This window comes from Bacillota bacterium (assembly GCA_024653485.1).
Classification (GTDB): Bacteria; Bacillota; SHA-98; order UBA4971; family UBA4971; genus UBA6256.
On record JANLFY010000016.1, the window covers coordinates 1 to 18,047 of the forward strand.

Sequence of the window (18,047 nt, forward strand, 5' to 3'; positions counted from 1 at the left end):
GGTGACATTTTCTCAGACCGCTTACAGGGTGACATTATCACAGGCCGACGACAGAGAGACCCCAGCGATCGTTGATCACGAGCCGCGCATCTGGTAGAATATGTGCGCGGACACAACGAACGAAAGCGACTTTGCGTGCGAGAGTGGCGGAACGGCAGACGCGCCAGACTTAGGATCTGGTGGGCAACCCCCGTGAGGGTTCAAATCCCTCCTCTCGCACCAGTTATTTAGCAGGGGTTTCGCGGTTCGACCTGTCATGGTCGTTCGCCGTTGCACAATCTCCTTGTTCGGCCTGTTGTGTGCTGTCCCCAGAAACGCAGTGGGAGGCTCCGCCAAGCCCCGATCCGTCCGTCTTCTCCATAACCACACCACAGCGCACGACCTCGCCGGATGGCCCCACACGTCACGCGGGATGCCTAAGTCTCGCGTCCCGTGTTCTGGTCAGTTCCACATGGGGGACATGCGCCAGTACGCGTCGAAGGAGCTCCTTTGCGCGGCATTCCACTGCTGTCCCGCGCTCTGACCGCGTCCAAGCGCTCGAGCTCACGAGTGGAGACAAAACCCTATCTGAGAACAGCCGCACAGGAGGAGGAGAGGAGCAAAACAGGGCGAATTAGTATGCATCACGCGGCCTCCGCGGGGGAGGCGCGCCCATCCGGCGGGGTCCCGAGTCGTCAGCGTCAATGAGTGGAATGAGTGGATCGAAGGCAAGTAGACCCGGCGGGGCGGGTGGACGCGCGTGAGCTCCGGCGAGAGGTGAAGATCGACAGGAGGTGTCTGAGAAGTGAGAGGTTGTCGGTCGCGATTGTGTCTCGTCTTCTTGGTGACGATCCTCGGGTTGGGTACGTCAGCTTTCGCCGCTAAGGAGCCCATCCGCATTGGCCTTCAGGCGCCTATCACGGGTCAGTGGGCTTACGAAGGTGAGATGGCGCTGAACTGCGTCCAGATCGTGGCAGACGAGCTCAACGGCAAGGGAGGCGTGTTGGGGCGCCCGATCGAGATCGTCCCTGGCGACGACCAATGCAGCCCCAAGCAGAGCGCCTTGGTTGCCCAGCGCATGGTGAGCGAGAAAGTGGTCGCCGTCATAGGCACGTACGGCTCATCGGTTACAGAGCCGGCGGCGACCATATACGAGAGGGCGGGCCTTCTCAACATAGCATACGGCTCGACGGCAGAGCAGCTCACGGCGCACGGATGGAGGTTCTTCTTCCGCACGTGTTTCCGCGACGACCGTCAGGGCGCGTTTTTCGCGCAGTTCGTGAACGACGTCCTCAAGCTCAAGAGGGTCGCCATTCTCCACGACAACACCACTTTCGCAAAGGGTCTGGCCGAGGCGGCGCGCCGCTCACTTGAGCAGGCGAAAAGGGCCGAGATAGTGTTCTACGACGCGGTCACGCCGGGCGAGAGGGACTTCACGCCCGTCCTCAGCCGCATGCAGACCTCCAAGCCCGATGTGGTGTACTACACGGGGTACTACCCGGAAGCCGGCCTCATCATCAGGCAGATGAGGGATCTCGGCAGCAAGGCGGTTTTCGTCGGAGGAAACGCCGCGATCAACGACGAGTTCATCAGCATCGCGGGGCGGGAGATAGCGAAAGGCGCCTTGATGACACAGGAGCCCATGCCCACGGACCTACGCTACCCTGAGGCGAAGTCGTTCCTCGACGAGTACGTCCGTCGCCACAAGGCGCCGCCAAGCAGCCCCTGGCCGGTGTACGCCGCGGACGCGCTCAAGGTCATCGCGGCGGCCATAGAGGCGACCGGGTCGACTGATTCCAAGGTGTTGGCGACCTACATTCGTGACAAGATGAAAGACCTCCCCGGCATCACCGGTCCGATCTCGTTTGACGACGCGGGCGACCGGGAGGGAGCCATCTACCTTGCGTACGAAGTGACCGCCGACGGGAAGTTCAAGCCATACCAGCAGTGACCACGAGCTTGCCAAGCGCGCGTCTCACCGCGCGCTGCGACCCGCGCGCAAAGCGGCGCGGCGCGTAGGGCGAGGCGACCCAGCAGTCGTCCGTGCTCGAGACTGGTCTTCGGATTGGAGGTGGCGGCGCGGAGGCCTGCCCGCGAGGCAGGCCCTCCGTGCCGAAGGTATGGCTTTGTTCGTGGAACAGCTCGTCAACGGTCTCACGGTGGGAGCGGTGTACGCCCTGGTAGCCCTGGGTTACACGATGGTGTACGGAGTGATGAGGCTCATCAACTTCGCTCACGGCGACTTCTTCATGCTTGGGTCGTACCTTGGGTTCACGCTCCTGGTTGGCACGTTCGTCGGTAGCTCTCTGCCGCTCTGGGCCGGGCTGGTACTGGCCGTCGTGGTGTCGGCGCTCGGGATAGCCATTCTAGGGATGCTCGTGGAGCGCGCGGCTTACCGTCCCCTGCGCAGGTCGAACCGGCTAACGGCGGTAGTATCGGCCATGGGGGTCTCCATCTTCCTTCAGAACTCGGCCATGCTCATATGGGGCCCGCGATACAGAGCATATCCGCCTTGGGCCGTTCCCGACGCGCGGTGGCAGATAGGAGCCGTCCACTTAGGCTTCATGCAAGTGCTCGTCCTGGTGGTGTCAGTCCTCTTGATGGCGGGACTGTATCTCTTCGTCCAGCGAACGACGGTGGGAGCGGCTATACGCGCCACCGCCATAGACCATGATGCAGCAAGGCTCATGGGCATCGACGTGGATCAGATCATTCGGCTCATCTTCGTCATAGGGCCTGGGCTCGGAGCGGTGGCGGGGGTTTTACTGGGCCTGTACTACCGCCAAATCCACTTCACGGTCGGGTGGTCGTACGGCCTGAAGGCTTTCACCGCAGCGATACTCGGGGGCATCGGGAACATACCCGGGGCCATGGTGGGAGGCCTGTTATTGGGGATCTTGGAGATGCTCGGGGCGGGCTACGTATCCGCAGCATGGAAGGACGTGTTCGTCTTTCTCATACTGATCCTTCTGCTCATGTTCCGGCCTACGGGGCTCTTGGGCGAACGCGTCGCGGAGAAGGTCTAGAGTGAGAGAACGACGGGGAGTATGGGAGGAGTGCAGGAAGTGACGTCTTTGCATGTCACCCCAGGGCAGGAGCCTAGACGCCGCGCGTGGATGTCCAAGATAGCGGGGCTCGCCGATCGCAACCCGGTCTGGGCACTTGGGGCGATAGCTGCAGCCGCGATCGTCTTCCCACTGGTTGCAAGCGACTACTGGATAGACGTGGCGGTCTTCTGGGGATTGTACGTGCTCCTCGGCCTAAGCCTGAACATCATCGTGGGGGAAGTCGGCCTCTTCGACATGGGCCACATGGCCTTCTTCGCCATCGGGGCATACACCACGGCCATCCTGAGCGGGCGTTTCGGCATCTCATTGTGGCTGCTCCTGCCGGTCGCCGGAATCGTAGCAGGTCTCGCCGGCTACGTGCTGGCAAGGCCCATCATCCGTCTGCGAGGCGACTATCTCCTCATAGCCACGATAGGGCTCAACGAGATAGTGCGCATCAGCCTGCTGAACAACCCTTGGGGGCTCACCGGCGGACCGAACGGCATCATCATGCTGGACCAGTTCCGGGTCTTCGGCCTCCTGATACAAAGGCCGATACACTTCTACTACCTGGTCTGGGCGCTCGTCGCCGCCAGCGTGTTCGCCCTGGTCCGGCTGCAGAGGTCGCGCATAGGCCGCGCGTGGAACTGCATCCGTGAAGACGAGGTAGCAGCGGAGGCCATGGGCATCGACGTGCGGTGGGCAAAGCTCCTGGCCTTCACCCTAGGTGCAGGCCTGGCTGGAGCGACCGGGACGGTCTTCGCGGCCAAACTAGTGGTCATATCCCCCGAGAGCTTTACGTTCATGGAGTCTGTGATTCTCTTCTGCATCGTGATTCTTGGCGGAATGGGCTCGATTCCTGGCGTCGTCCTTGGCTCGGCGGCAATGCTCGTGCTTCCGGAGATCCTCCGCAACTTCGCCCAATATCGAATGCTGTTCTTCGGGGCGGCCTTGGCGCTCATGATGATATTCCGCCCTCAAGGTCTCTGGCCCAGCAAGCGGTGGTCGACGAAGCTGCAAGAAAGCGAGGGTGAGTGATGACCGTCGCCTGTGACAAGATCGGTGAAACGAGTGCAAGCGGTTTCAGCGGTGCCGACGAAACGCACCGCGCGCGTGGCGGATGTGCCTCGCGTCGGCACGACGGTGGAGTCCTCCTCGAGCTGAAGAAGGTGAGCAAGCGCTTCGGCGGTCTACGGGCAGTGGACGGCTTCGATCTCGACGTGTGTGAGGGAAAGATCACGAGTCTCATCGGACCGAACGGAGCCGGCAAGACCACCGTCTTCAACCTCATTACAGGCATTTACCGTCCGGACGAGGGCGAGATCCTCTTCGCAGGTCGAGACCTGGTGGGCAGAATGCCCCATCAGGTGGCTGAAGCGGGTATCGCCAGGACCTTTCAGACGCTCAGGTTGTTCGAGAACCTGACGTGCTTTGAGAATGTGCTGGCGGGCCAGCATTGCAGAGGCCGAGCAGGAGTGCTCGCATCCATTCTCCGAACGGCTGCGCAGCGCGCGGAGGACGAGCGCATGAAGACAGAGGCGGAGCGATGTCTCCGCCAGATGGGGCTTTGGACATGGCGGGACGAACTCGCGCGCAATCTGCCGTACGGGAACCGCAGGCGGCTCGAGATAGCAAGGGCTCTCGCTACGAAGCCGCGCCTCCTCATCCTGGACGAGCCCGCAGGCGGCTTGAACGAAGAGGAGACAGCGGGGCTCATGGACCTCATTGAGGAGATCAGGGCTTCAGGGGTCACCGTCTTCCTCATCGAGCACGATATGCAGGTGGTCATGGGGGTATCAGACGTCGTGGCGGTGATGGACAACGGGCAGAAGATAAGCGAAGGCACCCCCGAGGAGGTCCAGAGCGACGCGCGCGTAGTCGAGGCGTACCTTGGCACCGAGGACGCTTTTGACGATGTGGATGAGGATGACAGGACCGATGGAGACGACAAGGGTGGCCGAACGGCCACCGCCGGGGCGACCGAGAATCCACCGGGTTTCGGAATGTAGGGTTTCGGAATGTGAGGCCAGCCGTGTCTTATGAGGATGGGTTGACATGAGCCTACTTGAGCTTGAGGACGTCCACATATCCTACGGGAACGTGGAGGCAGTGAAGGGCGTGAGCATGGTCGTGGGCGAAGGAGAGACGGTGACTCTCCTTGGCGCCAACGGCGCGGGCAAGACCACGACGCTCCGGGCAATATCCGGCCTACTGCGTCCGCGCGCGGGGCGGATCCGCCTCGGGAATCAGGACATTCACACACTGCCGGCTCACAGAATCGTGGGGCTCGGGGTGGCCCACGTTCCTGAGGGGCGCCGGGTCTTCTCCACGCTCACGGTGGAAGAGAACCTCAACCTCGGAGCGTACGGGCACCGCGCGAACCGCGCCAGGGTTGAGGCGTCAAGGGAACGCGCATACAGGCTCTTTCCGAGGCTCGCAGAACGACGCGGGCAACTCGCCGGGACGCTTTCCGGGGGCGAGCAGCAGATGCTAGCCATCGCCCGCGGGCTCATGGCCGATCCCAAGGTGCTCCTCCTGGATGAACCGTCATTGGGTCTTGCGCCCAAGCTCGTCCAGGAGATCTTCCGCACGATTCGGGAGATAAACAGGCAGGGCGTGACCATCCTCCTCGTCGAGCAGAACGCGCGGATCGCTCTGTGCGTGTCGCACAGGGCGTACGTGCTCGAAACAGGGCGAATCGTGCTCGCTGGCTCCTCGCGGGAGCTGCGCCAGGATTCCAGGGTGCAGCAGGCGTACCTTGGGGTGGGGCGCAGGCCCTCCTCAGGCCGCCGGCCCGCCCCAGAGGAACCGCCGTCCGACTCGCTACCTTGCCGTTGAAGTCGGAGAGGGTCTGTGATGAAAGCGATGCCTTGCCACTTGGTCGCGTCGAAGCTCCTCGTGACGTCCTTCGATGTTCCCTTTCCCTCCAACACCCAAAGAAGGGATGAAGAACCGGGAATCCTCGACAGGCCGAGAGGAACTTGCTACAAGGTGTAGAATCAGTTCCTATCAATGACGAACCGCGCTCGCGGTTCGGAGCCGGGCGCCGGGCCGGCGCGTGCCTTGAGGGGGAGGGACCGGCCATCGGGAAGCGTCCACGTGCCGGGGGCGGCGGCAAGCGAGAACGCCAAGCGCGGCCCGCCCGAAGGCGATCGCTCGGGGATGGCTATTGCAGTGTTCGCGCTGCATGGGCCCACAGTGGTGTTGCGCTCGTCACAGTCCTAGTAGCGGTGTCTCTCCTCTTCATCGTGTCCACAGCGTGTCTCACCTTGGCCATTTTCGCCGCACGCGTAGCCTCGTGGTCCGTGGAGCGAACGAAAGCCCTTTACGCAGCCGAGGCGGGCATAGACCGTTGGCTTTTCGAGGCGTCCGCAGAGCTTGCAGGCTCGGGCACCGGCCGTCACAGTCACGGGGGAAAGGGTCGCGGGCATACCCACCGCCCCGGCGGAGGCACGCCAGGTCACGGCCATGGCGGGGGCGGCCAGAGTGCTCATGGGTCTCCAAGTCTCGGGGACCTCGAGGTGAGTGGAGAGATCGACGGGATTCCTTATGTGGCCAGCGTGGAGAGCTCCCCTTCCCAAGACCTCTATCGTGTGGTGTCCGTGGCCCAGGCGCCTTCGCGTACGGTGACAGTTGCCGTGACGGTGGGACTCGTGCCGGAAGCCTGGAGGCACGTGGTGTACGCCCCTGATCCGTGGTATTCCGCCATCCTGAGATGGTTCCTGATGGTCAACGACCCATCGCAGTACCAGCCGTCGTCTGGGGCGAACGGGGCGGTCTGGCTGGCGTCGCAAGACTCTCGCCAGGTTCCTGTCCCTGACTGGGGCCACGAAGGCGCGGACGGCTACTGGGTCCGAGCGGCTCCGCCGTGGGATCCGCCACTTGACGACACGCCGGTCAATGTCCCTCCGTCCGGGATAGTCACCCTTGAGGGTGACGGCCCCTTTTACATCAAAGACTGCCAGCACCGCATCAGAGACCTCAGAACGAACATAGAAGGCGATCTGTTCATAGAGGACTGTGTGATAGAGAAGATATCGGGGCACGTCACCGGGAACATAGTCGTGCGCAACACCGGGAAGGACAAGGGCGTCGCAGCAATCACGGGACGGATCGATGGCTCGATCTGCGTCGATTCGTCTGAAGCCAGCCCATCTGGTAATTGGCCGGCGAGCACGACCATCGGAAGCGGCGAGGGACCCACAGTTGTCGGGGGAAGTGTGTACCTGCGCGGAAGGTCGCCCGGCATACTCCGGGACGTCCTAGTCATAACGGGGCCGGACGAGGGCGACGACGTCGAAGGGACGTCCATCGGGGGAGGCGCCTTCGCCGACGAAGCGTGCCTCTACGTAGAAGGGCGGGTCACCATCCAAAGGACTCAGACTTTCCCGGCCGTCTTGGCGACAGGCTTTGTCGTCCTTGACGGAACCTCGGGCACCGTCCGCGTAGAAGGGCCGGTGTACTCGGAGGCACAACACGCGTTCTCTGTCCTGGATGTGAACCCTGACATCCCAGGGGATATCGATGAGTGGGTGGACCACAAAGGTCTGGGAGTGCTCATGTTCGGTGACAGCCTCGAGGGAGAGGGACCGCCCACGGTCTATGTGGTGGGCAGCGTGGTGAGTCCGGGTTCGACGCTTCTCGCCGGAAACGTCTTCGTCTCATACGATAGAGGGCTCTTGTCGAACCCTCCGCCGCTATTCTCTGGCGGCAGGGAGGCGGTGAGCCTTATCGCGGGCACGTGGTCGAGCAGTCAGGAGCGAGTCATCGCGGACGAGCCCTAGACCTTTCAAGAGGCGTCGCAGGGCGACGCCGTAACGCGAGGCCGATCCGGGCATGACCACTCTTCGCACGCTTCGAGAGAAGCCAGGGGGCACACCACGCGTGACATGAGATGGAGCTGTGAACATGGACAGGAGAGAACTGCGAGATCCTTGCATGGCCAATGAGACACGACGTACACGCCTCATCCATGCGATGACATGTCGGCAACTGGGCCCATCTGCGATCCGCATGCGGAGCGCGGTGAGGAGGCGCCCGGGAGAGGCCGCGGGTTTCGGACTCATCGAGGTTCTTGTAGCCATCATGCTGGTCTCCGCCGTGGTCGTCCCCGCGATGTCGAGCGTCGCGAGCTTCCTCAGGAGCACCAGGCAGTCCAGCCTCGAGGCCCAGGCTCTCGACCTTGCCCGAAGCACTATAGAAGCACTCAAGGACCTCGGCCCCAACGCGTTTTCTCAGGGAGCGTCGGTTATCGAGGTGGCGAGCCCGGATGGCAAGACGTCGTTCGACGTAGAACGGGTGTTGAGTGTATACGACGAGGACTCCGGAAGCTCGCTGTGGCAAGTGACCGTGTCGGTATACGAACACCCCAAGTCCGAGGTCGACTCGCCCGTGTGCGCGCTGACGACCTTGATATATCCGCAGTGAGCAGCCATGGAGGATGACGAGATCTTGGAAGGGGTACGCATGAACAGGCCGCGCAGCGCTCTCGGCGACAGAGGCTTCACGCTTGTGGAGTTCCTTGCGTTTCTTGCCCTGGTCCCACTCGTGATCGCAATATCTTTCAGCGCAGTTTGGGTCGTCATGGGCATGCACAAGCTCGCGGGCGCGCAGTCAAGCGTGTCCACCGCGGCCATGGTGGTCATGGAGACGCTGGGGCAAGACCTCAGGGGTATGAAGGAGATTCGCGATGATTCCTCCTCAACGTGCCTGCGCGGTCGCCTCCAAGACGACGTGACAGAAGTGACGTACGAGTTCACCCCGCCGGGTGTGTCACAACCGGGTATGATCACGCGGAACGGCGCTCGTCTCTTCGGCTCAGGACTGTCAGTTACCTCATGCGAGTTCACCTACCTGGTGCCGGGTCCGGGAGGCGCGCTGCAAGAAACGAGCGATGTCGGAAGCGCTTCGTCCGTGAAGGTCCGGTTCGTGGTGGAGCAGGCGCCCGCTTCAGCGGGGTTCGAGGCCGTGTTCAATCTGAGAAACCTTTAGCTGAGAATGCAGGCGGTTTCACCGAACCTGCTCGGCGCTCGTCGGAACGGTTTCGGAGCGGTTGAGGAGCAGGTTCGCGCGGGCAAGTCCGGTCGAAGGCCACCGGCGGACGCGGGTGCGCGAACGCGAAATCCGCTGTTGACAACGGAGGAAGGATGTTGCTAGAATAGGGGCAACCGGAGCCGTCCGGGCATCCGGGTCCGATAAGCGAGATCTACATCAGCGAAAGGCGTAGAAGGGGAAGGTCGCCACGGAACGGCCCTATCCGGAGCGAGCGGGGGATGGTGCAAGCCCCGCGGAAACGGGTGTGGTGAGTGGGCCCCGGAGCCGCAGGCTGAAAGGCCGGTACGCGTTGTGCCCGAAATGCGCGACCGCGACGTGACACCGCCAGCGCCGCTGAGTCGTCGTCTGTCGATCGAGGCCGTGACATTCGTAAGCCAGCGTCCGGGCGAGTAGGCTGAGCCGGAAGCCACCGTTAAACGGCGGGGATATCGCCGGACGCGCCGAGGCGCTGAAAGCCGTATCCTAACAACGAGTGGGGCAGGTGTGTCTTGTCTCACGAGGGTGGCACCACGGGTTTGAAGCTCGTCCTTCACGGGGCGAGCTTCTTTGTTTCGCGCGATGTCCGAAGAGAAGACGCGACGTCGCCGGGTGAGGAAGCCTCGCAGCACAGCGGGGTCCGGGCAGCCGTCCTCGGAGATGTCCGGCGGGAGAGATGAGCAGAGAGCGAGGAGCCAGCCTATGTATGACCTGAAAGTCGTCGTCGATGAGGTCCGCGGGTTCTGTGACCTTCCGATGAAGGTGGGAGATTACTTCGAAGTTCACGGGGGGCGGATCACGATCCCTCACGGCAAGTTCATGTGCATGTGGGCGCTTCAGAGCATTCTCCCCATGCTTCCCGCGAGACAGCGGAACATAGTTGAGGAAAACGACTGGCTATCGGAGACTGTTCGCGTGGTATGCCCCGACCCGGATGGCATGGTCATTTTCCGGATCGAGCGCGTGGGCGAGGGCGCGGTAGAGCCCGCTGATGGCGAGATGGGTGAAAGGAGCGACGCGCGAACGGCCACCATTGCCCGCCCGAGCCCCGGGCCGCACCCTAGGATGCTTGTGAATGAGAGAGCCTGCTCGGGGTGCCGAACGTGCGAGCTCGTGTGCAGCTTCAGCCACGAGCGGAAATTCTCCGACTTGCTATCCAGAATACGCGTGGACAAATTCGACGAGGACGGAGTCGACCGTCCGCTCGTGTGCAGGCAGTGCGGGATCGCCAGGTGCGTCGAAGCGTGTCCCAACGAGGCTCTCTCGCGAGACCCAAGGACGAGGAGCGTCGTGGTGGACGCAGCGCGCTGCGCAGGATGCGGCGCGTGCGCCGAGGCTTGTCCTTTTGACGCCGTGGCGTTTCATCCCGACACGGGGATCCCGCTAATCTGCGACTTGTGCGGTGGAGACCCTGAGTGCGTGAAGAGGTGTCCCACCCACGCACTCGCATACGGCCGCGCGGGCGCCCCAAACCGAAACCAGGCTTAGCGCCGGGTGGTCACGTGAAGGAGTGAGGGGCCAAGGTCGCGCCGCGGCCGGTGCCGAGCCGCGGCGGGTGCGTCCTGAATCGGAAGGCAAAGCCGGGAGGCAAATGGACATGAGATTCTTCGGGTATGCTGGAAGGATACTCCGCGTTGACCTGGGCGAGGGTGACCGCGCAGGACACAAGACAGGCGCAGTCGTGGTAGAACCGCTCGACGTCAAAGATGCCTTGCGGCACATCGGCGGGCGCGGGCTCAATGTGGCGCGCCTCACCCGCGAGATAGACCTCGACGTCGACCCTCTATCCCCGGAGAACCTCCTCATCATCGGGGTGGGTCCGCTCGACGGAACGCTCTTTCCCGGCGCCTGCCGCGTCAACTTCACCTCCAAGTCTCCGCAGACAGGGATACTCGGAGACTCCAACGCCGGTGGGTTCTTCGGTCCAGAGCTCAAGTTCGCCGGGTACGACCAGGTCGTCGTGAGCGGACGCGCCAAGACCCTCTCCTACCTATTGATATCGGACGGTGATACGCGTGTCATCCCGGCACGAGACCTGGCCGGACTCGACGTATGGGAGACGCAGAGGCTGCTCCTCGACAGGCACGGCCGCCGGGCGCAAGTGGCGTGCGTTGGCCCAGCCGCTGAGCGCGGCGTGCGTTTCTCGGGCATATTCTGTAACCTGGCACGCCCTGCGGCGCGCACCGGGATGGGCACGGTCCTGGCGTCGAAGAACCTCAAAGCCGTGGTCGTACGTGGTAAGAGGCCTGTGGAAGTCGCCCATCCCGACGAGTTCCTCGACTTCGTCAGGGCCCTGGACACCAAGATACTGAGCCACCCCGAGTACGGGCCCAGGGTGGCGCTTGGAACCACGAGGCTCGTCTCGGCCCTCAACGCCGCGGGGTGCCTCGCTACCCGCCACTTCCAGACCGGGAGGTTCGAACACGCGCCGGCGGTGAGCGGCGAAACCCTCGCGGCGCGCCTCAGGGTGAAGAGCAAGGCGTGTTTCTCGTGCACCATACCATGCAGCAGGTTCTTCGAGGTGAAGTCCGGGCCTTATGCTGGCTTGAAGAGCGAAGGGCCGGAGTTCGAAGGGCTGGCGGCGTTCACCTCGCGAGTGGGTTCGAACGATCTCGAGGCGGGCCTCGCCACACTGGACATGTGCAACCGTGCGGGAATGGACGTCATCTCCACCGCGGAGTGCGTGTCGTTTGCCATGGAGTGCTTCCAACGCGGCATCATTTCGAAGCAAGAGGCAGACGGGCTCGACTTGACGTGGGGAAACATCGATGCCGTGCAGACCCTGGTCCGAAAGATCGCGTCGCGCGAAGGCTTCGGGGACGTGCTCGCGGATGGGGTGCGTGAAGCGGCGCGCAAGATCGGAAGAGGTAGTGAAGACCTCGCCATGCACGTGAAAGGCCTCGAGATATTCATGGCCGATCCGAGAGGCATAAAGGGGTATGCATTGGGCAACGCCGTCGCGAGCCGCGGCGGAGATCACCTCCGGTCGGAGCCGTCTTTCGAGTTCACCCAGGACGCTGCGGCTGCAGTGAGAAGGTTCGGAACGAAGGAGGCAGCATTCAGGCTCGAACACAAGGGCAAGGGGCGTGTGGTCAAGCATTTCGAGGAGCTGTGCGCTCTCGCTGACTCACTCGACGCGTGCAAGAACACGATCGTTAACATGGAGGTCCTACCCTTCGATGAGGCTGCGACAGTGCTAAGAGCTGCAACGGGACTCGACTTCGACGAGACAGCGGTGCAGGCAGCGTGCGAGCGCACGGTCAACCTCGAACGTTGCCTCATAGTAGCGCTCGGAGTTCGGAGAAAGGACGACACTCTTCCGAGGCGTTTCAGGGAAGAGCCGATGCCCGCGGGGTGCGGGGCCACGACCGGCGCCACCGTTGCCTTGGATGAGATGCTGGACGAGTACTATGAAGCCCGAGGGTGGGATGCGGGTACCGGAGTCCCGACCGCGTCTACTTTGGAGAGACTCGGCCTGCACGAATGGGTGACTCGTCTTGCGAGCCGGGGCGTACCGGTGGCCGGCCGCCTAGAATCTCTGTGAGGAGCAAGGAGGTAGAGAAGAAATGAGGCTGGTGGTCACTCATCTGGTTGGAGCGGCGATGCGGAGATCGATGGGGATGATTGGGGTTTTGGTCAGGAGAGGGTGCATGCTTCGATTCGAGCGGATCGGGGAGGACGTGAGCCGTCAACTGTGGATTGCGGCGCTCGTGACGTTGGCCGTGTGTGCGCTGTCAGGTCCGGCCTTCGGCAAGGACCTGCCCTCCGTCAAGATAGGTGCGGCCGGTCCTTTCACCGGGGATCTCTCCAAGATCGGCCTGGATTCGTTGAACGCCATTCGCATGGCAGTGGATGAGGCCAACGCCGAAGGCGGAGTAGCGGGCCGCAAGATCGAGATCGTAGTCGGCGATGACGCGGGTGACCCCGCTCGGGCTGTCACCGTCGCCGACAAGTTCGCCATGGATAGGAGCGTGCTAGGCGTCATAGGCCCAATGAACAGCGGTGCGGTGAACGCTGCCCTACCCACGTACCAGCGGGCGGGCCTCGTGATCATAAGCCAATCGGCCACCAACCCGTCCCTGACGGAGCGCGGGTACTCGGTGATGCACAGGATATGTCCCAGAGACGACGCCCAAGGGCCGGCGGCCGCGAGGTTCATAGCGGAAGAGCTCGGCGCGAAGACCGTGTACGTTATCGATGACAAGGGAGCGTACGGCCAGGGTCTCGGTGACCAGGTGGCCGCGGCTCTCGAGAAGGCAGGGGTCAAGGTCGGGCGCGGCCAGATAACACCGGAAGACAGGGACTTCTCACCCATTCTCACGAAGGTCAAGGCCGCCGCGCCGGACCTCCTGTACCTGGCTCTTCCTAATCCCGCCCAGGCTGCGGCCCTGATAAAGCAGGCTGTCGGGCTCGGCCTCCGTCCCAAGCTCATGGGAGGCGACGGCCTCAAGGAGAGGGACCAACTCATAGCGGGCGCGGGAGGAGCGGCGGAAGGCATGTACGTGACGGCCATAGGGCGTGACATCAAGGACGTGCCCGAGGCACAGAAGTTCATCAAGGCGTTTGAGGGCAAGTACGGGGCCATGAGCATATTCTCCGGTCAGAGCTACGAGGCGACCAAGCTGCTGATCGACGCGATGCGGAAGGCAGCGGGCAGCGATCCCCTCGCGCTCACACGAGCATCGGTGCTCCAAGCTGTCCACCGCACTCAGGGATACCGGGGCATACTTGGATTCCCCATCAGCTTCGACAGCAAGGGAGACGTCCTCGGCGCCAGCATCTACGTGTTCCAGGTGAAAGGCGGGGACTTCGTTCAAGTGAAGGAGTACCCCGCTTGGGCCAGATGACCGAACCGACCGGGCGGAATCGCAAGAGTCGGCGGGTGACGGCAGGAGTCGAGACTGGTCGGCGAGGACCCGGCAGCGAGGAAGGTGAACCTGCTGTATGGAAGAGATGCTCGCGCAGCTACCCCAGCAAGTCGTGAACGGCCTCACGCTCGGAAGCGTGTACGCCTTGCTCGCGCTGGGTTACTCCATGGTCTACGGCATCCTCAAGATGCTGAACTTTGCGCACGGGGACGTCCTCATGGTCGGCGCGTTCACCGGGTGGGGCATCCTGCAGCTTTTCGCGGGAAGCGGCTCTCTCACAGCGAATCCCTTGATAGTGGTCGCGCTCATGCTCGTGGCCGCCGTAGCTTCTACCGGCCTTCTTGGCGGATTGATAGAACGCTTCGCCTACCGTCCCTTGCGCACGAGCTCGCGCCTCGCCCCTCTCATCTCGGCGCTCGGCGTGTCGATCATCATCGAGAACGTAGCCATGTTGTTGACGGGGGGGCGCGCGAAGGCATACCAGACAGAGATGCTCATTCCGCCCACGTGGACCATCCAGGCAGGGGGAGCCACCGTTTCAGCGACGCGTCTCGCGATATTCGCTTCGTCGATAGCCATCATGCTCGCGCTCGACTTCGCCGTATCCCGCACCATGCTCGGCAAGGCCATGCGGGCCGTGAGCGAGGATCTCGACGCCGCAGAGTACATGGGCGTCAGGACGTCCAGGGTGATCGCTGCGACGTTCGTCATGGGCTCGGCCCTTGCGGGCGTCGCCGGGGTCATGATCGGGCTGTACTACATGCAGGTGGATTTCATCATGGGATTCTCGGCCGGGCTGAAGGCGTTCACCTCGGCAGTGCTTGGAGGCATCGGGAACGTAAGGGGCGCCATGGCAGGCGGGATCGTGCTCGGCCTAGCGGAAAGCCTGGGAGTCCTGTTCGTGGCGCCCGTGTACAAAGACGCCATCGTCTTCTCCGTGCTCATCGCGGCGCTCATCGCAAAACCCTCCGGACTGCTGGGGGAGCGCGTGCGAGACAGGGTGTAAAGCGGCGGACGGCGCGCTGAAGGGCACGACGACCTGACGCGATGACCGGGGGGCATCCTAGCGGGTTCCGGGGCGACGGGGTGTGAGGCGATGAGGCAGGCGAGAAAGGCGGGGGAGGAGAATCAGTGCAAATGGATAGAGGTACTGATGAGAACGCTAGCAAACGACCGCGGGGACCCCATGGGTGGTCGCGTTTCGCCTTTCCGGGGGTTGGGGGAGTCGTGTATCCCGCCCTCGCCGCTTTCGCCCTCGTCCCCGTGCTCACGCATGACTCTTACCTGCTAAGGGTCGGCGGAACCGCGGGCATCTATCTCATCCTGGCCGTCGGGCTCAACATAGTAGCCGGCGAAGCTGGGCTCCTCGACCTCGGATACGTGGCCTTCTATGGAATAGGAGCATACGTATACGCCTTCCTTTCGTCGCCTCACTTTGGGCTTCACGTGCCGTTCCTGCTGAGCGCGACGTGCTCTGTCTCGTCGGCCGTGCTCGCTGCCCTCGTCGTATGCCTGCCCACGCTCCACATACGCGGGGACTACCTGGCCATGGTCACTCTGGGGTTCGCGCAAATAGTGCGCATCCTCCTCAACAACCTTGACCGGCCGGTGAACATCACGAACGGGCCGAACGGCATTGTGGCCATAGACCCTCCGAGGCTCTTCGGCCAGAGCTTCATGTCGCTCGAGGCGTCCTACTCCTTGATATGGGTGGTCGCGGCCGCGGCCGTCATCGCGGTGGGCCGCGTCCTTCGCTCGGGCATCGGCCGGGCTTGGGCCGCTCTACGCGAAGATGAGGTGGCCGCGGCCTGCATGGGTGTCAACGTGCTGCGGTACAGGACCATGGCGTTCCTCTGGGGAGCCGCTCTCGCCGGGCTCGCCGGGGCGCTCTTCGCCTCATGGCAGGGAGCGATCTTCCCCCAGAACTTCACGACGGCTGAGACCATCGCCGTGTACTGCATGGTGATCATGGGCGGGATGAGGAGCCTGCCCGGGCTGGCAGCAGGTGTGGCGGCGCTTGTAGTGCTTCCGGAGGTGCTGCGCGCCTATTCCGTATACAGGATGCTCATCTACGGGATCGCGCTCGTGCTCCTGGTGGTGTACCGCCCCCAGGGCCTGATCCCGGAACAGTCCTCGCTTTGCGCGCCCTCCGGACGGGCGCGGCGGCGCGCCTGGGTTAAGGAGGAGGAAAGAAGTGCGGGGCGCCAGGACCGGCGATACGAGGAGCAGCGAGAGGGCACGAGTCCGTCGCCACCTGACTCTGTGCCGGCGCTCGAAGTCCTCGACGCGGGATGCAACTTCGGCGGTCTGGCGGCTCTATCGCGAGTGACCATGACGGTGCGCCGGGGCGAGGTGGTCGGCGTCATCGGGCCGAACGGAGCGGGCAAGACCACCCTCTTCAACGTCATAACCGGCGTCACGAGGCCACAAGCAGGGGACGTCAGGGTCTTCGGAAGGAGCGTATTGCGAACCCCGCCCCACGAGATAGCCGCGCTCGGCGTCGCGCGCACGTTTCAGAACATCAGGCTCTTCGAAGGCAGGAGCGTCCTCGAGAACGTCCTCGCGGGCTGCCATCTTCGAACGAGACGAGACATCGCCGGGGCCATCCTTAGGACTCGGGCATTTAGGGTGCGCGAAGAGTCTGAGACAGCCGTAGCGCAAGACGCCCTGCGCACCGTGAGCCGTTCTCTCCAAGATCGCGAGGCCGAACCTGTGCGCGATCTCGCGTACCCGGACAGGCGTCGCGTGGAGCTTGCCCGGGCGCTCGCGGCGCGTCCCCGAATCCTTCTGTTGGATGAGCCCACCGCTGGCATGACTCCTGACGAGATGGCGGACATGGTGGCCACGATCAGGATGCTCAAGGACCACGGGCACACTATCGTCGTAATCGAACATCACATGAACGTGGTCGCCGAGACGTGCGACCGCGTGGTCGTCCTTGATCATGGCGAGAAGATAGCCGAGGGCACGCCCGCCGAAATCGCTTCGAACCCCGAGGTCGTCCGAGCTTACTTAGGAGCGGAGAAGACTGCCGCGAACTCCAGGCGCACGGCGCTCGTCGAGGGGAAGCCCGCGGCCGAGGGAGACGGGAGCAAGAGCGGGCAGGGGACCGTGCGCACGGGGACCGTCCGTCGCGCGCCAGGCGAACGCGAGCCCATAGGGCTGCCGCAAGCAGTAGGAGGCTGCCCGAGACTCCGTGAAGAAGGACGCGACGAGGCGCCCGAGCGCCGAGCGCCCATCCTTGAGGTGACGAATGTTCATTCGTCGTACGGCGCTGTCAAGGTGTTGCAGGGAGTGGACCTTCGCGTGGAAAGCGGTGAGATCGTCGCGGTCCTCGGGAGCAACGCGAGTGGAAAGTCCACGCTGCTCAAGACCATACTCGGTCGCCTTCGTCCTTCCATTGGTGAGATCCGCTTCATGGGACGCCGGATAGACGCGCTGCCGACGTCCGAGATAGCGAGGGCCGGAATCGCTTTGGTCCCGGAGGGCAGGAGGATCTTCCCCGGGCTTTCAGTCCTGGAAAACCTCGAACTCGGTGGGTACGTCCTCGGAGACCGGACGAAAGCCGCCGCGAACATCCAGCGGGTCTTCGACCTCTTTCCCGTGCTCGCGGAGAGACGTCACCAGAAGGCGGGGACTCTCTCGGGCGGCGAGCAGCAGATGCTGGCCATCTCGCGAGCCCTCGTTGCAGACCCCAGGCTCATCTGCATGGATGAGCCATCCATGGGGCTCGCGCCCGTGCTTGTTGATAGGGTCATGCAAGTGATAGAGGACATCCGGAGGTCGGGAGCGACAGTGCTGCTGGTGGAGCAGAACGCCCGTGCGGCGCTCGCCATCGCAGATCGGGCTTACGTCCTCCGCGCAGGGCGCGTTGCGGTGACGGGACCCGCCACAAGATTCCTCGATGAGGCATCTCTCTCGGAAGCGTACCTTGCCTAGATCGCCATCCGCCTCGTCCCGAAACGCTGCCTCCCTCGGTCTATCCGAGGGCCTATCCGAGGCCCGAGCGCTTGCGCAGGCGGTCCACGGGCCTCGCCCATGGCAGAAGCGCCCCTGGTGGACGCATCCTTGGAAGACGCGTCCACGAAATTCGGACGCGCCTGATTGAACCGCTGAGCGCTCT

Annotated in this window: 14 protein-coding genes and 1 tRNA gene; all 15 read left to right on the forward strand. The window is 63.4% G+C overall.

The genetic code is table 11. From position 1 onward, the window contains the following. The first annotated feature begins 137 nt into the window (after positions 1–137). Positions 138–222, forward strand: a tRNA-Leu gene (locus tag NUW12_11055). 562 nt (positions 223–784) lie between these two features. After that, positions 785–1,930 (forward strand): branched-chain amino acid ABC transporter substrate-binding protein, encoded by a 1,146-nt coding sequence (locus NUW12_11060; GenBank protein ID MCR4403290.1) that lies wholly within the window; start codon positions 785–787, stop codon positions 1,928–1,930. A gap of 169 nt (positions 1,931–2,099) precedes the next feature. After that, a complete protein-coding gene (locus tag NUW12_11065; GenBank protein ID MCR4403291.1) occupies positions 2,100–3,005 on the forward strand; it encodes a branched-chain amino acid ABC transporter permease in 906 nt (301 codons plus the stop codon). A 90-nt stretch (positions 3,006–3,095) separates the two neighbouring features. Next, complete coding sequence (locus NUW12_11070; GenBank protein MCR4403292.1) at positions 3,096–4,064, forward strand: branched-chain amino acid ABC transporter permease; 969 nt, start codon at positions 3,096–3,098, stop codon at positions 4,062–4,064. Then, positions 4,064–5,035 carry an ABC transporter ATP-binding protein gene (locus NUW12_11075; protein MCR4403293.1) on the forward strand — a complete coding sequence of 324 codons (972 nt, stop codon included), beginning with the start codon at positions 4,064–4,066 and terminating at the stop codon, positions 5,033–5,035. Before NUW12_11070 ends, NUW12_11075 begins: the two co-directional genes overlap by 1 nt. Before the next feature lie 46 nt (positions 5,036–5,081). Then, positions 5,082–5,864 (forward strand): ABC transporter ATP-binding protein, encoded by a 783-nt coding sequence (locus NUW12_11080; GenBank protein MCR4403294.1) that lies wholly within the window; start codon positions 5,082–5,084, stop codon positions 5,862–5,864. An 18-nt stretch (positions 5,865–5,882) separates the two neighbouring features. Continuing rightward, entirely contained in the window at positions 5,883–6,023 is a 141-nt protein-coding gene (locus NUW12_11085) for a hypothetical protein (protein ID MCR4403295.1), read from the forward strand. A 524-nt stretch (positions 6,024–6,547) separates the two neighbouring features. After that, positions 6,548–7,810, forward strand: coding sequence for a hypothetical protein (locus NUW12_11090; GenBank protein ID MCR4403296.1), 1,263 nt, complete (start codon positions 6,548–6,550; stop codon positions 7,808–7,810). A gap of 124 nt (positions 7,811–7,934) precedes the next feature. Then, complete coding sequence (locus NUW12_11095) at positions 7,935–8,453, forward strand: hypothetical protein (protein MCR4403297.1); 519 nt, start codon at positions 7,935–7,937, stop codon at positions 8,451–8,453. 24 nt (positions 8,454–8,477) lie between these two features. After that, complete coding sequence (locus tag NUW12_11100; GenBank protein ID MCR4403298.1) at positions 8,478–9,017, forward strand: hypothetical protein; 540 nt, start codon at positions 8,478–8,480, stop codon at positions 9,015–9,017. A gap of 741 nt (positions 9,018–9,758) precedes the next feature. Next, a complete protein-coding gene (locus NUW12_11105; GenBank protein MCR4403299.1) occupies positions 9,759–10,544 on the forward strand; it encodes a TIGR04076 family protein in 786 nt (261 codons plus the stop codon). A gap of 109 nt (positions 10,545–10,653) precedes the next feature. Then, the gene (locus tag NUW12_11110) at positions 10,654–12,600 is read left to right on the forward strand and encodes an aldehyde ferredoxin oxidoreductase family protein (GenBank protein ID MCR4403300.1); all 1,947 of its coding nucleotides are present in this window, start codon (positions 10,654–10,656) and stop codon (positions 12,598–12,600) included. 22 nt (positions 12,601–12,622) lie between these two features. Further along, positions 12,623–13,903, forward strand: a complete 1,281-nt coding sequence (locus NUW12_11115; GenBank protein MCR4403301.1) for a branched-chain amino acid ABC transporter substrate-binding protein — start codon at positions 12,623–12,625, stop codon at positions 13,901–13,903. 97 nt (positions 13,904–14,000) lie between these two features. Beyond that, positions 14,001–14,930: a branched-chain amino acid ABC transporter permease gene (locus NUW12_11120; protein MCR4403302.1), complete on the forward strand. Its 930-nt coding sequence runs from the start codon at positions 14,001–14,003 to the stop codon at positions 14,928–14,930. A 131-nt stretch (positions 14,931–15,061) separates the two neighbouring features. Next, positions 15,062–17,863: a branched-chain amino acid ABC transporter ATP-binding protein/permease gene (locus NUW12_11125; protein MCR4403303.1), complete on the forward strand. Its 2,802-nt coding sequence runs from the start codon at positions 15,062–15,064 to the stop codon at positions 17,861–17,863. Positions 17,864–18,047 lie beyond the last annotated feature (184 nt).

What these genes read in the sequence shown, in the direction of transcription:
- NUW12_11115 (MCR4403301.1), top strand. Translation starts at nt 12,623, where the DNA reads ATGAGGCTGGTGGTCACTCATCTGGTTGGAGCGGCGATGCGGAGATCG.
- NUW12_11080 (MCR4403294.1), top strand. Translation starts at nt 5,082, where the DNA reads ATGAGCCTACTTGAGCTTGAGGACGTCCACATATCCTACGGGAACGTG.
- NUW12_11070 (MCR4403292.1), top strand. Translation starts at nt 3,096, where the DNA reads ATGTCCAAGATAGCGGGGCTCGCCGATCGCAACCCGGTCTGGGCACTT.
- NUW12_11125 (MCR4403303.1), top strand. Translation starts at nt 15,062, where the DNA reads ATGGATAGAGGTACTGATGAGAACGCTAGCAAACGACCGCGGGGACCC.
- NUW12_11105 (MCR4403299.1), top strand. Translation starts at nt 9,759, where the DNA reads ATGTATGACCTGAAAGTCGTCGTCGATGAGGTCCGCGGGTTCTGTGAC.
- NUW12_11075 (MCR4403293.1), top strand. Translation starts at nt 4,064, where the DNA reads ATGACCGTCGCCTGTGACAAGATCGGTGAAACGAGTGCAAGCGGTTTC.
- NUW12_11110 (MCR4403300.1), top strand. Translation starts at nt 10,654, where the DNA reads ATGAGATTCTTCGGGTATGCTGGAAGGATACTCCGCGTTGACCTGGGC.
- NUW12_11095 (MCR4403297.1), top strand. Translation starts at nt 7,935, where the DNA reads ATGGACAGGAGAGAACTGCGAGATCCTTGCATGGCCAATGAGACACGA.
- NUW12_11085 (MCR4403295.1), top strand. Translation starts at nt 5,883, where the DNA reads ATGAAAGCGATGCCTTGCCACTTGGTCGCGTCGAAGCTCCTCGTGACG.
- NUW12_11065 (MCR4403291.1), top strand. Translation starts at nt 2,100, where the DNA reads ATGGCTTTGTTCGTGGAACAGCTCGTCAACGGTCTCACGGTGGGAGCG.
- NUW12_11120 (MCR4403302.1), top strand. Translation starts at nt 14,001, where the DNA reads ATGGAAGAGATGCTCGCGCAGCTACCCCAGCAAGTCGTGAACGGCCTC.